13 protein-coding genes, 1 riboswitch and 1 other annotated feature are annotated in these 15,759 nt (G+C 38.9%); of the genes, 6 read left to right on the top strand and 7 right to left on the bottom strand.

The features are described 5' to 3' along the window. Positions 1 to 186: 186 nt before the first annotated feature. Positions 187 to 350, top strand: a riboswitch (SAM riboswitch). A 229-nt stretch (positions 351 to 579) separates the two neighbouring features. Beyond that, positions 580 to 1,773, top strand: coding sequence for a methionine adenosyltransferase (gene metK / locus D1953_RS09480; RefSeq protein WP_119116938.1), 1,194 nt, complete (start codon positions 580 to 582; stop codon positions 1,771 to 1,773). A 384-nt stretch (positions 1,774 to 2,157) separates the two neighbouring features. On the opposite strand, the gene D1953_RS09475 is transcribed toward metK, so the two are convergent. Continuing rightward, positions 2,158 to 2,676 (bottom strand): gamma carbonic anhydrase, encoded by a 519-nt coding sequence (locus tag D1953_RS09475; RefSeq protein WP_119116971.1) that lies wholly within the window; start codon positions 2,674 to 2,676, stop codon positions 2,158 to 2,160. 230 nt (positions 2,677 to 2,906) lie between these two features. Between D1953_RS09475 and D1953_RS09470 the strand changes: the two genes are divergently transcribed. Next, positions 2,907 to 3,710, top strand: a complete 804-nt coding sequence (locus D1953_RS09470) for an alpha/beta hydrolase (protein ID WP_119116937.1) — start codon at positions 2,907 to 2,909, stop codon at positions 3,708 to 3,710. 160 nt (positions 3,711 to 3,870) lie between these two features. Here the strand turns inward: D1953_RS09470 and D1953_RS09465 are convergent, their stop codons facing one another. Together D1953_RS09465 and D1953_RS09460 are read right to left on the bottom strand one after the other, a co-directional pair. Next, positions 3,871 to 5,439 carry a sodium/solute symporter gene (locus tag D1953_RS09465; RefSeq protein WP_119116936.1) on the bottom strand — a complete coding sequence of 523 codons (1,569 nt, stop codon included), beginning with the start codon at positions 5,437 to 5,439 and terminating at the stop codon, positions 3,871 to 3,873. Then, positions 5,436 to 5,801: a DUF485 domain-containing protein gene (locus tag D1953_RS09460; RefSeq protein ID WP_119116935.1), complete on the bottom strand. Its 366-nt coding sequence runs from the start codon at positions 5,799 to 5,801 to the stop codon at positions 5,436 to 5,438. Before D1953_RS09460 ends, D1953_RS09465 begins: the two co-directional genes overlap by 4 nt. A 199-nt stretch (positions 5,802 to 6,000) precedes the next feature. Between D1953_RS09460 and D1953_RS09455 the strand changes: the two genes are divergently transcribed. Continuing rightward, positions 6,001 to 7,191: a helix-turn-helix domain-containing protein gene (locus D1953_RS09455; protein WP_119116934.1), complete on the top strand. Its 1,191-nt coding sequence runs from the start codon at positions 6,001 to 6,003 to the stop codon at positions 7,189 to 7,191. A 149-nt stretch (positions 7,192 to 7,340) separates the two neighbouring features. Here the strand turns inward: D1953_RS09455 and D1953_RS09450 are convergent, their stop codons facing one another. Then, positions 7,341 to 8,900: a solute symporter family protein gene (locus tag D1953_RS09450; protein ID WP_220453362.1), complete on the bottom strand. Its 1,560-nt coding sequence runs from the start codon at positions 8,898 to 8,900 to the stop codon at positions 7,341 to 7,343. Beyond that, positions 8,900 to 9,253 carry a DUF485 domain-containing protein gene (locus D1953_RS09445; RefSeq protein ID WP_119116932.1) on the bottom strand — a complete coding sequence of 118 codons (354 nt, stop codon included), beginning with the start codon at positions 9,251 to 9,253 and terminating at the stop codon, positions 8,900 to 8,902. Before D1953_RS09445 ends, D1953_RS09450 begins: the two co-directional genes overlap by 1 nt. 278 nt (positions 9,254 to 9,531) lie before the next feature. Here D1953_RS09445 and D1953_RS09440 point away from each other — a divergent pair, with 278 nt between their 5' ends. Next, a complete protein-coding gene (locus tag D1953_RS09440) occupies positions 9,532 to 10,761 on the top strand; it encodes an AraC family transcriptional regulator (protein ID WP_119116931.1) in 1,230 nt (409 codons plus the stop codon). A gap of 129 nt (positions 10,762 to 10,890) precedes the next feature. Here the strand turns inward: D1953_RS09440 and mnmM are convergent, their stop codons facing one another. Continuing rightward, positions 10,891 to 11,466, bottom strand: coding sequence for a tRNA 5-(aminomethyl)-2-thiouridylate-methyltransferase MnmM (mnmM, locus tag D1953_RS09435; RefSeq protein ID WP_119116930.1), 576 nt, complete (start codon positions 11,464 to 11,466; stop codon positions 10,891 to 10,893). Further along, the gene (gene mnmL, locus D1953_RS09430; protein WP_119116929.1) at positions 11,456 to 12,424 is read right to left on the bottom strand and encodes a tRNA modification radical SAM protein MnmL/YtqA; all 969 of its coding nucleotides are present in this window, start codon (positions 12,422 to 12,424) and stop codon (positions 11,456 to 11,458) included. The genes mnmM and mnmL overlap by 11 nt, the downstream gene beginning before the upstream one ends. A gap of 136 nt (positions 12,425 to 12,560) precedes the next feature. On the opposite strand from mnmL, the gene D1953_RS09425 reads away from it, so the two are divergent. Further along, positions 12,561 to 12,824, top strand: a complete 264-nt coding sequence (locus D1953_RS09425; protein ID WP_182480555.1) for a DUF2524 family protein — start codon at positions 12,561 to 12,563, stop codon at positions 12,822 to 12,824. Positions 12,825 to 13,009: 185 nt separating this feature from the next. Next, positions 13,010 to 13,238: a binding site (T-box leader), on the top strand. Between the two features lie 54 nt (positions 13,239 to 13,292). Then, positions 13,293 to 15,707, top strand: coding sequence for a leucine--tRNA ligase (gene leuS / locus D1953_RS09420; protein ID WP_119116927.1), 2,415 nt, complete (start codon positions 13,293 to 13,295; stop codon positions 15,705 to 15,707). Positions 15,708 to 15,759 lie beyond the last annotated feature (52 nt).

The raw sequence follows: 15,759 nt of genomic DNA, 5'->3' as shown, positions 1-15,759 counted from the left end.
TCGTGCAAGGGGAGTCGTTCGTTATAAAAAGACTATATTAATGATACTGTTCACTTTTAGTTTGCTTCATTTAGACTAGCTGAAAGGTATGTGGAACTGTGATTTCATATAGATAATATAAAACATTGTACAAAAAAGTGTTGACAGCGTCCAAAAGAATCCGTATCATCTTTAATTGTACGGATTCTCTTATCCCGAGTTGGTGGAGGGACAGGCCCTATGAAACCCAGCAACCTGCCATAGTGTGAACTTAAAGTGAAATGAAGGCTGAAAATAAGGCTGTTCATTTTTAAGGAATCGTGGTGTTGGTGCTAACCTGAGCAAGGTAAACAACCCTTGAACGATAAGAGTGAAAGGATAGTTGACAGATAATAAACCTTTCCTCATTAGCTAGGAGAGGTTTTTTTGTATTTTGAAGAAGAATCAAAATACAAGGGAAACATGAATTTCGATTAATAGAGATAAAAAGTCGTGTTTTTCTAAATATATTTGTCACTATGATGGAAGCTAATAAGGGAATGAGCTCCGTAAAAGATAGACTTTTGCTTATAATATACTAACTTCCAAGGAGGAAATAAGATGTCAAAGAACCGTCGTCTATTTACTTCTGAATCTGTGACAGAGGGTCACCCAGATAAAATTTGCGATCAGATTTCAGATGCAATTCTTGATGCAATTCTAGAAAAAGATAAAAATGCTCGTGTTGCTTGTGAAACAAGTGTAACTACAGGGCTTGTACTTGTTGCAGGTGAGATTACGACATCTGCTTATGTAGATATTCCACGTATCGTTCGGGATACAATTGCTGGAATTGGTTACACTCGTGCGAAATATGGTTTCGATGCCGAAACATGTGCTGTACTAAGTTCAATTGATGAACAATCAGCAGATATTGCTGCAGGAGTAAATCAAGCGCTTGAGGCTCGTGAAGGAACAATGACTGATGAGGAAATCGAAGCAATCGGTGCAGGAGACCAAGGGTTAATGTTTGGTTTTGCTTGCCGAGAAACACAAGAATTAATGCCGCTTCCAATTTCTTTAGCACATAAACTTTCTCGTCGTTTAACAGAAGTTCGTAAAAATGGCACATTAGAATATTTACGTCCAGATGGGAAAACACAAGTAACTGTAGAATACGATGAAAACAATCAACCAGTTCGCGTAGATACAATTGTTATTTCTACTCAACATGACCCAGAAGCAACGCTTGAACAAATTCAAGCTGACTTAAAAGAACATGTCATTAAAGCAGTTGTACCAACTGAATTAATCGATGAAGCAACAAAGTATTTCATTAATCCAACAGGCCGTTTTGTAATCGGTGGACCTCAAGGGGATGCAGGTCTTACAGGTCGTAAAATCATCGTTGATACGTATGGCGGCTATGCTCGCCATGGTGGTGGAGCATTCTCTGGTAAAGATGCAACGAAAGTGGACCGTTCAGCGGCATATGCAGCTCGTTATGTAGCGAAAAATATTGTAGCTGCTGGTCTTGCTGATAAAGCGGAAGTACAGCTTGCTTATGCAATCGGTGTTGCTCAACCTGTATCAATTGCTGTAGATACATTTGGAACAGGCACAGTAAGCGAAGAGAAATTAGTGGAGCTTGTTCGCAATAATTTCGATCTTCGTCCAGCGGGTATCATTAAAATGCTTGATTTACGTCGTCCTATTTTCAAACAAACAGCTGCTTATGGACATTTTGGCCGTACAGATGTGGATCTTCCATGGGAGCGTACAGATAAAGCGGAAGCGTTAAAAGCACAAGCATAATATGACAAGAAGAACTAACTTATTTGGGTTAGTTCTTTTTTGTTTATGTAGTCATGGAGCATATATATCGTTAAAAGTGATCCTAGAATCATATATAATACATATAGAACCTTTTCGGAAAAATACCTAACTTATAACGAGTTAAGCACTATATATGTACATGTATTCCTACTTCACGGGCAGTAAGACCCTTATCTCAGATTATGAGGCGATAATAAGGAAGGGGGAGAAGTCTGCCCATACTGCTTCAATTGGTGAGATATAGCTGAAATAATCAAGTTTGTATGGTTACTTGATTAAAGCGAAGCGGAAATCTTAGTGACCGTAGAACGTGGCTAACCATCAGTTGGGGGAAGCAAAGCCCTAACTGATGGAATTGTCCCTTTATTTAATTCGCTCTGCGTGTTTGTATAATTGCCCTTTTTCAGCGTATTCTCGGATAATGCGTTCCACATCTTTACGATCTTCATCATTCAGCTCGCGTACGACTTTTGCTGGACGACCAAATGCGAGTGTATTTGGTGGAATCACCTTGCCTTGAGGAACAAGACTACCGGCTCCGATAAAGGCACCTTCACCAATTTCTGCGTTGTCTAGGACGATAGAGCCCATTCCGATTAGAGCACCTTTACGGATTTTACAGCTATGTAGAATAACCTGATGACCGATCGTTACCTCATCTTCAATAATCAGCGGGTTATTAGGACTTTGATGAAGTACACTATTATCTTGGATACTTACTTTTTTCCCTATAATCGTTGGAGCTACATCACCACGAATGACGGAGTTAAACCAGATTGTTGTTTCTTCACCAATTTTCACATCTCCAGTTACAACAGCATTTTCAGCAAGATAAGCACTTTCAGCAATTTCAGGAGTTTTTCCTTTAAAAGGATAAATAATCATTTTGTATCAATTCCTTTCCGTAACTAGTATTTTTCGGTATTATTTTAATATACCGTAAAAAGATATTACTCATTAATCATACGTGTACTGGTCCATTAGTTCTATTGTTTTTTCACACAATTTTAAACTAAGGATAAATACTTGGATTTTATTAAAAACTAATGTCACTATCTTTTAACAGCATTTTTTATATTACACCTAGAGAAAGATAAGAAGGGGGAATTCACATGTGGAAATGGGAGGCCGAAGGTGCTGCAAAAGCAGTAATTGTCATTATTCATGGTGCGATGGAGCATCATGGGCGCTATAAATGGCTTGTGCAAATGTGGCGATCATCTGGATACCATGTTGTGATGGGGGATCTTCCTGGACAAGGAATAACATCACGTGCTTCTCGAGGTCATATTGATTCCTTTGATGAATATTTAGATGAAGTAAAAATTTGGATTGAAGCGGCTTATGAATACTCATTACCCGTATTTTTGCTTGGACATAGTATGGGGGGATTAGTGGCCATTCGTCTTCTTCAAGAAGAAGAATGGGACATTGCTGGTGTGATTTTATCTTCACCTTGTTTAGGATTAAAAAAACAACCACCAAAAATGATGAAAGCTATTTCTCCCGGGTTAAATATCGTTTTTCCTACATATAAGGTAGACTCTGGATTGTCACCAGAATTGGTAACGCGAAATCCTGAAGTACGTGAATCCGATTTGAACGATTCGTTATATGTTACAAAGATTTCTGTTCGTTGGTATAGTGAGCTTACGCAATCTATGAAAGATGCATTTGAAGAAATTCCTGATTTGCAAGATGTTCCATTATTAGTTATGCAGGGTGGCGATGATCAAGTCGTAGATAAAAAAATGGTTCGTGAGTGGTTTAATTATACTTTGCAAAGTGAGAAACAATTTAAAGAATGGCCGAATCTTTATCATGAAATTTTTAATGAACCAGAGCGAGAAGATGTATTTAACTATGCGCTCGGCTTTGTAGAAACACGACTTAAAATACTAGGATATGTCGTTTAAAGGTTTTTATTATAGAATCCTATTTAATATATAGTCAATCTAAGGGGGAAAGTTGCTGGATGAATGTATGTTCGGCAGCTTTTTTAATGTGCTGAAGAAAAGCTAGTTTCTTGGAAAAAGTAATCCCCCAAATCATAAAGATTTGGGGGACATTGGTTTTTTAAGCAATTTCAGATTCCTTCGAGTGAACTTTTTTCATAAATTCATTTACGTCACCTGGCACTTTTCTGTCTAGTTTAGATACAATGTATACGGAAAGGAAACCGATTGGAACCGTAATGATTCCTGGGACATTGAATTGTAAGAATGTTGGAAGTGTATCTTTAAAGAAAATCATGTACATCGACACACCAAGTCCGATTAGAAGTCCGGCGATTGCACCTTTTTCTGTCATGCCGCGCCACCAAATTCCTAAGATGAAAATTGGGGTAAAGGTACTTGCAGCAACGGTAAAGGCAAGGGCAACAAGGTGACCAATTGAAGCATCTTTAACAAGTAATCCAAGCGCTCCGTATAATACACCAAGAATAACAATCGCTACTTTACCAGCAACAACACGTTGTTTTTGAGTAATGTTTTTCTTTAGAACCGTTGCATATACATCATGAGCAAGAGCTCCAGAGCTTGCAATGAATAGACCTGATAGATTTGAGAAGATGGCAGCAAAGGCACCAGCAATAACAAGTCCTAGCAGCCAATCGCCACCTAGTGCCTGAGCTGTAGATGGAACAACCATGTTGTTTCCGCCTGTAATCAGGTCACTCATGACTTGTGAAGAAGCTTCTCCTTTGATAAAGATTGCGCGACCAACTGCTCCAAGATATACAGCGAATAAGAAAAATACGCTGGCAATCCCGATTGCCATTAAGGCAGAACGTCTAGCTGCTTTAGCACTTGGGTTTGTATAGAATCGTAACAATAGATGAGGCAGACCAATCGTACCAAGAGAAAGACCGATTGTCATCGAAATAGTTTGCCAGAACGTCGGGAAGTAGTTACCTGTTCCAGACCAAGAATCCCCGTCAGCTACAACATCTTTGCCGTCAGTTGTATATTGAGCGGTATTCGCAATAGTTCCTTTAAAATCACTAATGTTCGCTAAAATTTGATTATAATGAAGTCCGATGTAGATAGCTATTACAGTCATCGCAACGAAGGCTGCAAGGCGAATCCAAAGCTCTAGTGCTTGGTTTAATGTTGTTCCTTTCATCCCACCGACACCAACATAGAACACCATAAGCGTACAAGTAAAAATAATTCCGAATTCATAACTTGTTCCAAAGAACATACTTAAGATTTGTGCGGCACCGAGTAATTGAGGAGCTGCATAAAAGCCTGAAATGGCTAAGACGACAACAACGGCTGTTAGTCGGGCACGTTGACTATGGAAGCGGTAAGCAAGGAAGTCAGCTACCGTATAGGCACCGAAGCGGCGCAGTGGGCCAGCTACGAAAATAGCAAGCAATGTTAAACCGATAGAGAAACAGAATGTATAATAGGCTCCGTCATACCCTAGCTGGAATGTTAAACCAGCAAGTCCAAGGAAAGTCGCTGCACTTAAATAATCGCCACCGATGGCTGAACCGTTTGTAAACCATCCGAAGCTGCGTCCTCCAACGAAGAAATCACTGGCACTTGCATTTCTTTTTGTTAAGTATGTGATATACACGATTGTCCCCATTAAGAGAATCGTTAATAAATATTTTGGTTCTAATAAAGTTTGGATCAATTAACGTTCCTCCTTTCTTGACTGTCAGTGTTATTTTCGCCTTCATACTTTTTAAGTCGCTTCTCATAAAGATATGTGTGTATGTAAGCGATACCGAAAGCTAATACCATGGCAACAATACTAGTAAAGAACCATGAGTACGTCATGCCTCCCCAAATTCTTGAAAAGAAAAATTCAGGTGCGTACCAATTCAAAATTGGGATGGACAAGATAAAAATGTAGTAAAAAATAGTTAGTTTAGAACCTGTCCCAAATTCCTGCTTCATAATCTTGCTAGTTTCTGGATCAAGAGGAGGTAAATCCTTGATGTCGACTTTTTCCGCTGGTACGTATTCGTAATCATCTTTAAACTCACTAGCCAAATTCTCTCATCTCCTTTCATTTAATGAAAAGGCTTACAGCAATTGGATGTAAACCTTTCATTTTCTTGATTGTACTTGAAAAATATGGATTATACCTTACAAAATATTGTTACACTTTTACATAATATTGCTAATTTTCCATAAAAAAATAGTATAATAGATAGAGAAATAGAATCTTTTTGTAGAAGGGGGGAAAGAAATGGCGTATTGTGTAAAATTATTAGTAGATGATCAAGAAGAAAAGCAAAAGATTGAAACGTGGTTAACACATCGTTCTTTTAAACAATTAGTCGTTCAGGATATAGATACAATTTGTAACGATGATATTCTTATAATGGAAATCAATACGCCATTTGATTGGGTAAAAGCGAGAAGGTTACTTAAAAGACATAAAGACTTACTTATATTGCCACTGCTCGACCCTTCGATACTGCAAACGTCACCTATTGCAATCGAACTTCAGCTGCTATCTTTATTTATTAAGCCAATTACGAAACATTTATTTTATCGGAATATTAAAAAGGCATTGAGCTATTCTTCTAGAAATAAATTTGCGTTGGAACAAGAAGAATCTCCAATTGATGAGTTGCTGTTACAAAATATTCTTAAAGAGGGAATATCTGCTGAGAAAATTGAAACGGCTTTCATAAAGGGCATGGTTCCGAATGTCGTCTATTTTATCCAAGGCTTAGTACTTTCGACAACACGAGAAGAGAGAGAGGGCTGGCAGGCTTCAAGTGTCATTCAAAAGGAGATTATGAAGGCATTCTCCATCATTGGACAGGATGTGTATTTTCTCCCTTTTAGAAAGCATTTAGCCTTAGCTCTGAGAGTTCCTTCTGGTATTTCCTCTCCGTGTTATTGGGAGGAAGGAGAAAAGACGATTGTTGAGCTAATCGATAAGCTGAAGCATGAATATGGCATTCAATTATATATTGGTGTAGGGTCCATCCATCGGGAGTTAGTAGGTTTAAAGAAGTCGTATCAAGAAGCGAGAATGGCTAGAATGAGTCCTCCAAAATATGGGCTGTCCCTTCGTTATTTTGATGAAATTCCAACCAATATATCCGTTCAAGAGAGCATTGATTATATTACCGAACATTACGCAGAAAATTTGTCTATTCAACAAGTAGCGTCTCAAATAAATTTTAGTCCGACATACTTTTGTCGATTGTTTAAAAAAGAAACTGGTCATAGCTTTGTTTCCTATTTAACGTTTGTACGCATTCAAAGAGCTGTATGGTTTTTGCGCAATACAAATCAAACAATTGAACAAATTGCTTTTGAACAGGGATTTAACACACCTAGTTATTTTAGTACAATTTTTAAAAAGGTTGTCGGATTATCTCCGAGTGAATATCGGGCAACAAAAGAGGTTATTTTTATGTAAGTAAAACTACGTGGATAAAAAAGCAGATGGCGATCATCTGCTTTTTTATATGAAGCGTTTTGTTAAATGATGTTGTTAATTGGCGTCGTGTATACATGTTTTCAAAGAGAAAAACACCGTACCCATGAGAGGGTACAGTGTTGAATAGATCAGTGTGATACATCAGAAACAGAAATTCCTGTGTTCGCTTTGACGCGGATTTCGTTGTAGATTTTTGCATTTTTTGCTTCGCTTGCTTTGTTTTGTGTCAAGATTGTGCCAAGCCATCCTGCAAGGAATCCAAGAGGAACACTGATGATGGCCGGGTTAGATAAAGCAACAAGTGGTGTACCAACGAAGATTGCTTTACCAGCTTCTGGGTTCCAAACATTCGGGCCCAGTGCGCCAAGAATAATACAAGAAATTAAGCCAGTTGCCATCGCGATGATAGCGCCATTGGAGTTGAACTTTTTCCAATAAATTGTGTAAAGAATAACTGGTAAATTCGCTGATGCTCCAATACAGAAAGCGAATGATACCAAGAATGATACGTTCAATGTCTGCGCGCCAAGAGCAAGCAGAATAGAAAGAACTGCAATCGAGATAGATCCTGTACGTGCTGCTACAAGCTGTTGCTTAGGAGTTAATTTACCATTTTTCATGATTTCGCCGTAAATATCATGCGAAATTGCAGAAGCGCCTGTTAATACAAGACCAGATACTACCGCAAGAATCGTTGCGAAGGCAACTGCTGAAATGAATGACAGCAGTACGTCGCCACCAAGGAACTCTGCAAGAAGCGGCGCAGCTAAGTTTCCACCTGGGTTAGCAGCTAGGATTTTTGCTTGGCCAACGAATGCAGCGGCACCGAAACCAAGAAAGATTGTTAATGAGAAGAAAATCGCTGTAATCCAAGTTGTCCATGTGATAGATTTACGAGCTGTTTTTGCATCTTTAACTGTAAAGAAACGCATTAAAATGTGCGGAAGACCAGCCGTACCAAGTACAAGTGCGATCATCATAGATACTGAGTCGATTGTGCTTGTATATTTGATACCAGGAATCAAGAAGTTTTCCCCTTGTTCTGTAACAGTTGCAGCTGTATCAAACATTTTCATAATATTGAAATCGAATTTCCAAAAAACAAGGAATGAGATAAGAGCTGTACCGAATAAAAGTAGACATGCTTTAATAATTTGAACCCATGAAGTAGCCGTCATACCACCGAATAATACGTATACTGTCATCATGACACCAACGATTAGAACCGCTGTCCAATATGGGATACCGAATAGCATTTGAATCAACGCACCAGCTCCTACAAGCTGAGCAATCATATATAGAATAACAATTGTGATTGTCGATGTTGCAGCGATACCGCGAATGCGCTTTTCGTTAAAACGAGCTGTCAACATATCTGCAAGCGTATATTTACCAAGGTTACGCATTGGCTCTGCGACGATGTATAAAAGAACAAGGTTCGCTACAACATAACCTACGGAGAAGAAGAAACCGTCAAAACCAGTCAATGCAATCGCACCGGATACCCCAAGGAATGCTGCTGCTGATAAATAGTCACCGGCGATAGCCAAACCATTTTGCCATCCTGTCAAGCCGCCGCCTGCTGTATAAAAGTCACTCGCAGAAGACGTACGCTTAGCTGCGATATAAGTAACAAGTAATGTTAAACCAACAATTCCAACGAAAAAGCCAATAGTTACTAAATTCATCATCTGCCGCCTTTCTTTTGCTGATACTCAGCGATTACTGCCTCAGCCTGTTTGTCGAATTTTTGTGCACGGCTAACATAAAGCGTACAAAGAATAATAGTCATTAAGAATAAAGATAAAGAATAAATCCAGACCCAAGTAATGTTTCCAATTGCTTTTGCTTGCAAAGCGTCCGTGAACGCTAGAATTGGCAATAAAATATAAGCAATCATAAACAAGAATGTCGTTGTGAATAAGAATCCCCTTTTTTGTTTAACAAGTTTGTTAAACGAATCCATTTCCACAAATGCATCGTAGTCGATTTCCGGAGTTTTCGCTTTATCGTCTACGTATGCTCTGGCTGCATTTGCCATATAAAACTCCCCCTTTGTCAAAAATTAACCTCAATTTCTACAACTTAGCGTTGTAAGCGTTTCCTTTATTCCGTTAAATCTACTATAGGAATTAGGAAATATAGAAAGCTGTAAAAATCTTTACACCTGTTATAGTAAAGCTTTCTGTTTTTAAAATTGTACTATATTATAAATAGGTATACCTTACAAAAATTTGTCTTAAAAATACAAAAATTTGCACTATTGTTGTCGGAGCGTAGTATAATTTGTAGAATAATGCATCGTTAGGGAGGGGTCGAATGTCGTACCGTGTTCAATTAGTAGTACAGGATGATCAAGAAAAGGAAAAAATAGAGACATGGTTAGCTCACCCTAGTTTTTCAAATTTAATCATTCAAAATGAAGGTCCCATTCTTCCGGATGATATTCTAATTGTAGAAATTACTTCTCTTTTTGATTGGGTAAAGGTACGTAGGGTGAAGAAGCAGTATCCAGATATTCTCGTCATTCCGATTCTGGATCAATCAATGACTAAAACATCGCCTATTGCGATTGAGTTGGGACTCTCTTCATTATTGATTAAGCCTTTAAAGAGCAGGTCTTTTTATCGGAACTTTAAAAAAGCTTTTTCTCTTCGTACCGAAGTACCTGTTATAGAAGAAACGGTAGAAGGTGAATCGTACCGTGATATGTTTTGGAGAAGGGTGTTAAAAGGGGATATAACGAGTGAAGTAGAGATGTCTGAATATCTCACATTGCTGCCTTCAACAATGGTTCCTAATTTGGTTTGCTGTATTCAAGGCTTTCTTATTAGTCCAGAGCGAGAAAAGAAAGAGGGATGGGAAGCTTCATCTGTTGTGCAAAAGGTTATTTTAAAAGCATTCTCTGCTATTGGGCATGAAGCTTATTTTGTTCCATTTCATAAAAATGCTGCGCTATTGTTGAAAGTTCCATCTGATGTAGCAACGCCGTCTTTTTGGGCAGAAGGAGAACAAGTCATGTTTTCTGCTATTAAAGCACTTAGGGAAGAATATGGCATTCAATTATATATTGGCGTGGGGTCGATTTGTCGAGAGGTCATGCAACTCAAGGATTCTTATGAAAATGCAAAGATTGCAAGAATGGCCGTTGCTAAGCATGAATTGTGGCTGCGTTATTTTGATGAAATTCCAACAAATGTTTCTGTTCAAAAAAGTATTGATTATATACGCTCTCATTATGCAGAAAATATTTCGATGAATAAAGTAGCAGCGAAGGTGAACTTTAGTCCAACCTATTTTAGTCGATTATTTAAAAAAGAAACGGGGCACAGTTTTGTTTCCTATGTTACGTTAGTTAAACTACAACGCTCGATTTGGTTATTGCGACGAACGAATCAAACCATTGAAGAAATTGCGATGGAATTAGGCTTTAATACGCCTAATTATTTTAGCGCGACGTTTAAAAAAGAAATTGGCTGGTCACCAAGTCAATATCGAGCGATGAAGGAAATTTTATTTTCACATAGCTGGGTAGAAGATGATTTTTAAAGATACAGCTTTGTTGAAAGATGTGTGAGACTAAGCTCACACACAGGAGTTAAAAATAAAAGTACCTGTTCCGTTCAAGTAGAAACAGGCACTAATCATCAGCGGGATCCCGCTGATGAGAGTTTCGTTCTATACTCTTTTTTCAATAGCTACAATAAATGGTGGATGATTCACTTGGTTTATGAATCCATATTGAAGAACATGTGTTTTATCTTGCGGTAAGTGTTTAACATAAGCTAGCAATTCATCTCGTTCAATCGCACCTTCTGGATGTCCATGGTAAATGACAAGTACGATGATGCCTTCCGGTTTCATTTTTTCAAGCAGTTGTTCAATCGCTGAAATTGTTGTGCTTGCTTTTGTGGTAATGGTTTTATCTCCTCCGGGGAGGTAACCGAGATTAAAAATAGCACCCGTTAAGCTTCGTGTTTCCTTCTCTGGGATTAAATCTTTCAATTGTTCATGTCCAGCATGAAATAAAGTACAACGCTCAGATAGTTGTTCTGCTTCTAACTTTGCCGTAGTGTTTTGGATGGCTTCGCTTTGAATATCAAAAGCATACACATGTCCAGCTTCTCCTGTTAGGTTTGCAAGGAAAACAGTATCAAACCCATTTCCCATCGTGCCATCGACTGCGATATCACCAGGTTGTACGGCTTTTTCTAATAAAATTCTTGCAAAAGGTAGAATTCGATCAAGCTTCATTTTTTACTGCCTCCGCTTTGTAAAATTTCCCTTGCCAGCTATCGCGACGTTTGAGCTCTCCATCAATAGCATTTAGTACGTCCCATTTATTTACACTCCACATCGGTCCAATCATTAAGTCGATTGGTCCATCCCCTGTGATACGGTGAACAATCATTTCGGGTGGAATGATTTCAAGCTGGTCGCAAACAAGCTTGACATATTCATCTCGCTGAAGAAACTCCAGTATGCCCTTTTCATATTGCTTAACCATAGGTGTTCCTTTTAATAAATGCAAAAGGTGAATTTTAATTCCTTGCACATCTAATTTAGCAACTTCACGCGCCGTTTCCATCATCATGCTGTAATCCTCTTGCGGCAGTCCATTGATAATGTGGGAGCAAACACGAATGTTATGCTTGCGCAATTTGGCGACACCTTGTTTGTAACACTCATAATTATGAGCGCGGTTAATGAGGGTCGCTGTTTGTTCATGAACGGTCTGTAAACCGAGCTCAACCCATAAGTAGGTACGTTCATTTAGTTCCGCTAAATATTCAACGACATCATCTGGTAAGCAGTCAGGACGTGTTGCAATTGAAAGACCGACCACGCCTTCCTGTTTTAGAACGAGCTCATATTTCTCTCTTAATTCCTCAACGGGCGCATGCGTATTTGTAAATGCTTGAAAGTAAGCAATGTATTGACCGTCTTTCCATTTATAATGCATTTTTTCACTAATCTTCTTAAATTGTACATCAAGTGGTTCAGCACGATTTCCGGCAAAATCGCCAGATCCGGCTGCGCTGCAAAATGTACACCCTCCATGAGCGACTGTACCATCGCGGTTTGGACAATCAAAGCCGCCATCGAGCGCGACTTTAAATACTTTATGACCGAAATAATTTTTTAGATGATAATTCCATGTGTGATAGCGCTTGTTGTCACTAGCATATATAAACGGGTTTATCTGACTCAAAATCAGCAACCTCCTATGTTTAATTGATTTATGCCACCTAATTATACAACATTTTAGTCAAGAATAATTTCCGTGTATTTGCCTTAAACTAAGTTCGATGATTCGTCATCAAATGAATGCGAAGGAGAGGATAAGAATGGGAACAAGACAATCTATTGACCATTTTTTAGAGCAATGTGAAGGGGCTCTCCGATTTGCAGGTTTTGAATATACAGAGGCATCAAGGCAGGAGCATTGGGATGATGAAACCTACCAAAGTGCGCAATCTTATTTAGAAGAGGCTATGAGACAGATGGAACCAATTTATGCGAGTGCAAATCCAGAGCAGAAAGAGCGACTTCAGCGGATGAAAGGACAGCTCGATTTAATGAGACACGATATGATTACATTACGGCATTAAGTAAGCGGGTTACCCAAGTTTGGATTGGGTAGCCCTTTTTAGTGCATATGTGGACTAAAATGAGAAATAACTCACAATTTTCAGAAGAAATGCATATATATAGGCGAACTCGTTCATAATGTTTGTGAGCCCTATTGCAATTATGAAAGAAATTGACTAGAATGAATTATAATTAAACAATGTTTATAAAGGCTATGATGAGGAGTAGTAGCAGTTAGAACCAGTTGTAGAGAGTTGACGGATGGTGCAAGTCAACCTGGAATGATTGTGAACTCGCCTCGGAGTTTCAGGTGTGAACTAGTAGTAATGCCTGACGTTTAATCCACGTTACGGGTGTTTGAGCTGGGCGACATAAGCGAGTTGCCAATGTGGGTGGTACCGCGGGAAGATATACATAATCCTCTCGTCCCTATTTGGGATGAGGGGTTTTTTATATGCTCTTAAAGAAGAAAAGTAGGAGGAAAGAACATGAGTTTTGATCATAAAAGTATTGAAGCGAAATGGCAACAATATTGGGAAGAGAATAAAACATTTAAAACGGGAGAAGAAAGTGGAAAGCGTAAATTCTATGCTTTGGATATGTTTCCTTACCCATCTGGAGCAGGTCTTCATGTAGGTCATCCAGAAGGCTATACAGCGAGTGATATTTTAGCACGTATGAAACGTATGCAAGGCTATAATGTATTACATCCAATTGGGTGGGATGCATTTGGTCTTCCTGCAGAACAATATGCAATTGATACAGGAAATGATCCAGCTGAATTTACAGAGCACAATATTAATACATTCCGTCGTCAAATTAAATCACTTGGTTTCTCATATGATTGGGATCGTGAAATTAATACAACCGATCCAAGTTATTATAAATGGACACAATGGATTTTCTTAAAGTTATATGAAAAAGGCCTTGCTTATGTAGATGAAGTGCCGGTGAACTGGTGTCCAGCACTTGGAACCGTACTTGCTAATGAGGAAGTCATTGATGGAGTGAGTGAGCGTGGAGGTCATCCAGTAGAGCGCCGTCCGATGAAACAATGGATGCTTCGTATTACAGCGTATGCGGATCGTTTACTTGACGACTTAGAAACGGTTGATTGGCCAGAAAATATTAAAGATATGCAGCGTAACTGGATTGGCCGTTCTGAAGGAGCGGAAGTAACATTTGGTATTGATGGACATGATGAAACTTTTACGGTGTTCACGACTCGTCCAGATACATTATTTGGGGCGACATATGCTGTACTAGCGCCAGAGCATCCGTTTGTTGAAAAAATTACAACAGCTGAGCAACGAGCAGCAGTTGACGCATATTTAGATCGAGTGAAACATAAAAGCGATCTTGAAAGAACGGATTTAGCGAAAGATAAAACAGGTGTTTTCACAGGTGCTTATGCTATTAATCCAGTAAACGGTGCCAAAATGCCAATTTGGATAGCTGACTATGTGTTAATCAGCTATGGAACAGGTGCAATTATGGCTGTCCCAGCGCATGATGAACGTGACTATGAATTTGCAGTGAAGTTTGAATTACCAATCATTGAAGTTGTTGCAGGCGGAGATGTAACGAAAGAAGCTTACACAGGCGACGGTATGCACGTAAACTCGGACTTCTTAGATGGTTTAAATAAAGAAGACGCAATTAAAACGATGATTCAGTGGTTAGAGGAAAAAGGAATCGGTACGAAAAAAGTAACGTTCCGCTTACGTGACTGGTTATTTAGCCGTCAACGCTATTGGGGTGAACCAATTCCGATTATTCATTGGGAAGATGGCAGCGTAGAAGCGTTAAAAGAAGAAGAGCTTCCATTGCTTTTACCGAAGACAACAGACATCAAGCCTTCTGGAACAGGTGAATCCCCACTTGCGAATATTACAGAATGGGTGAACGTAACTGACGAGAATGGGCGTAAAGGTCGTCGTGAAACGAATACAATGCCGCAGTGGGCGGGAAGTAGCTGGTACTACTTACGTTATATTGACCCAAACAATGCAGATGCGTTGGCAGACGCTGAAAAATTAAAAGAATGGCTTCCAGTCGATATTTATATTGGTGGAGCAGAGCATGCGGTTCTTCACTTATTATACGCTCGCTTCTGGCATAAATTCTTATATGATCTTGGTGTGGTTCCAACAAAAGAGCCATTCCAAAACTTGTTTAACCAAGGGATGATCCTCGGAGAAAACAATGAAAAAATGAGTAAATCAAAAGGAAATGTCGTAAATCCAGATGACATCGTGGAAAGCCATGGTGCGGATACACTTCGTCTGTATGAAATGTTCATGGGGCCGCTTGATGCATCTATTGCGTGGTCAACAAATGGTCTCGATGGAGCTCGTCGTTTCTTAGATCGTATTTGGCGATTGCTTGTAGATGATAACAATCAACTAACAGATAAAATCGTTGAGGGAGATTCTACAGGTAAATTGGAAAAAGTATATCACCAAACTGTGAAAAAAGTGACAGAGAACTATGAGGACTTGAAGTTCAACACAGCGATTTCACAATTAATGGTGTTTATTAACGATTGCTATAAAGCAGAGGCTCTTCCAAAAGAATATATTGAAGGCTTTGTTAAATTATTATCACCAGTTGCTCCACATATTGCTGAAGAGCTTTGGGCACATCTTGGTCATACAGAAAGCATCACATATGAAACATGGCCTGCTTACGATGAAGCAAAATTAATTGATAATGAAGTGGAAATCGTTGTCCAAATTAACGGTAAAGTAAAAGCAAAACTTATGGTGCCAACAGATACAACCAAAGAAAAGTTAGAAGAAATCGCAATGGGTGACAATGCGGTTAAAGAACAAATCGATGGGAAAACGGTCCGTAAAGTGATTGCTGTACCGGGTAAATTGGTGAATATTGTAGCAAACTAAAATAAATGTAGCCCCCTTTTTGGATGAAGGGGGCTACTTGTATTCTTAACTA

This window comes from Peribacillus asahii, from assembly GCF_003570725.1.
Lineage (GTDB): Bacteria > Bacillota > Bacilli > Bacillales > DSM-1321 > Peribacillus > Peribacillus asahii.
The sequence above is the reverse complement of the archived record's forward strand: the minus strand, read 5'-3'. Positions and strand labels throughout refer to the sequence as shown.

What these genes read in the sequence shown, in the direction of transcription:
- metK (WP_119116938.1), top strand. Translation starts at nt 580, where the DNA reads ATGTCAAAGAACCGTCGTCTATTTACTTCTGAATCTGTGACAGAGGGT.
- D1953_RS09470 (WP_119116937.1), top strand. Translation starts at nt 2,907, where the DNA reads ATGTGGAAATGGGAGGCCGAAGGTGCTGCAAAAGCAGTAATTGTCATT.
- D1953_RS09455 (WP_119116934.1), top strand. Translation starts at nt 6,001, where the DNA reads ATGGCGTATTGTGTAAAATTATTAGTAGATGATCAAGAAGAAAAGCAA.
- D1953_RS09450 (WP_220453362.1), bottom strand. Translation starts at nt 8,900, where the DNA reads ATGAATTTAGTAACTATTGGCTTTTTCGTTGGAATTGTTGGTTTAACA.
- D1953_RS09445 (WP_119116932.1), bottom strand. Translation starts at nt 9,253, where the DNA reads ATGGCAAATGCAGCCAGAGCATACGTAGACGATAAAGCGAAAACTCCG.
- D1953_RS09440 (WP_119116931.1), top strand. Translation starts at nt 9,532, where the DNA reads ATGTCGTACCGTGTTCAATTAGTAGTACAGGATGATCAAGAAAAGGAA.
- mnmM (WP_119116930.1), bottom strand. Translation starts at nt 11,466, where the DNA reads ATGAAGCTTGATCGAATTCTACCTTTTGCAAGAATTTTATTAGAAAAA.
- D1953_RS09425 (WP_182480555.1), top strand. Translation starts at nt 12,561, where the DNA reads ATGGGAACAAGACAATCTATTGACCATTTTTTAGAGCAATGTGAAGGG.
- leuS (WP_119116927.1), top strand. Translation starts at nt 13,293, where the DNA reads ATGAGTTTTGATCATAAAAGTATTGAAGCGAAATGGCAACAATATTGG.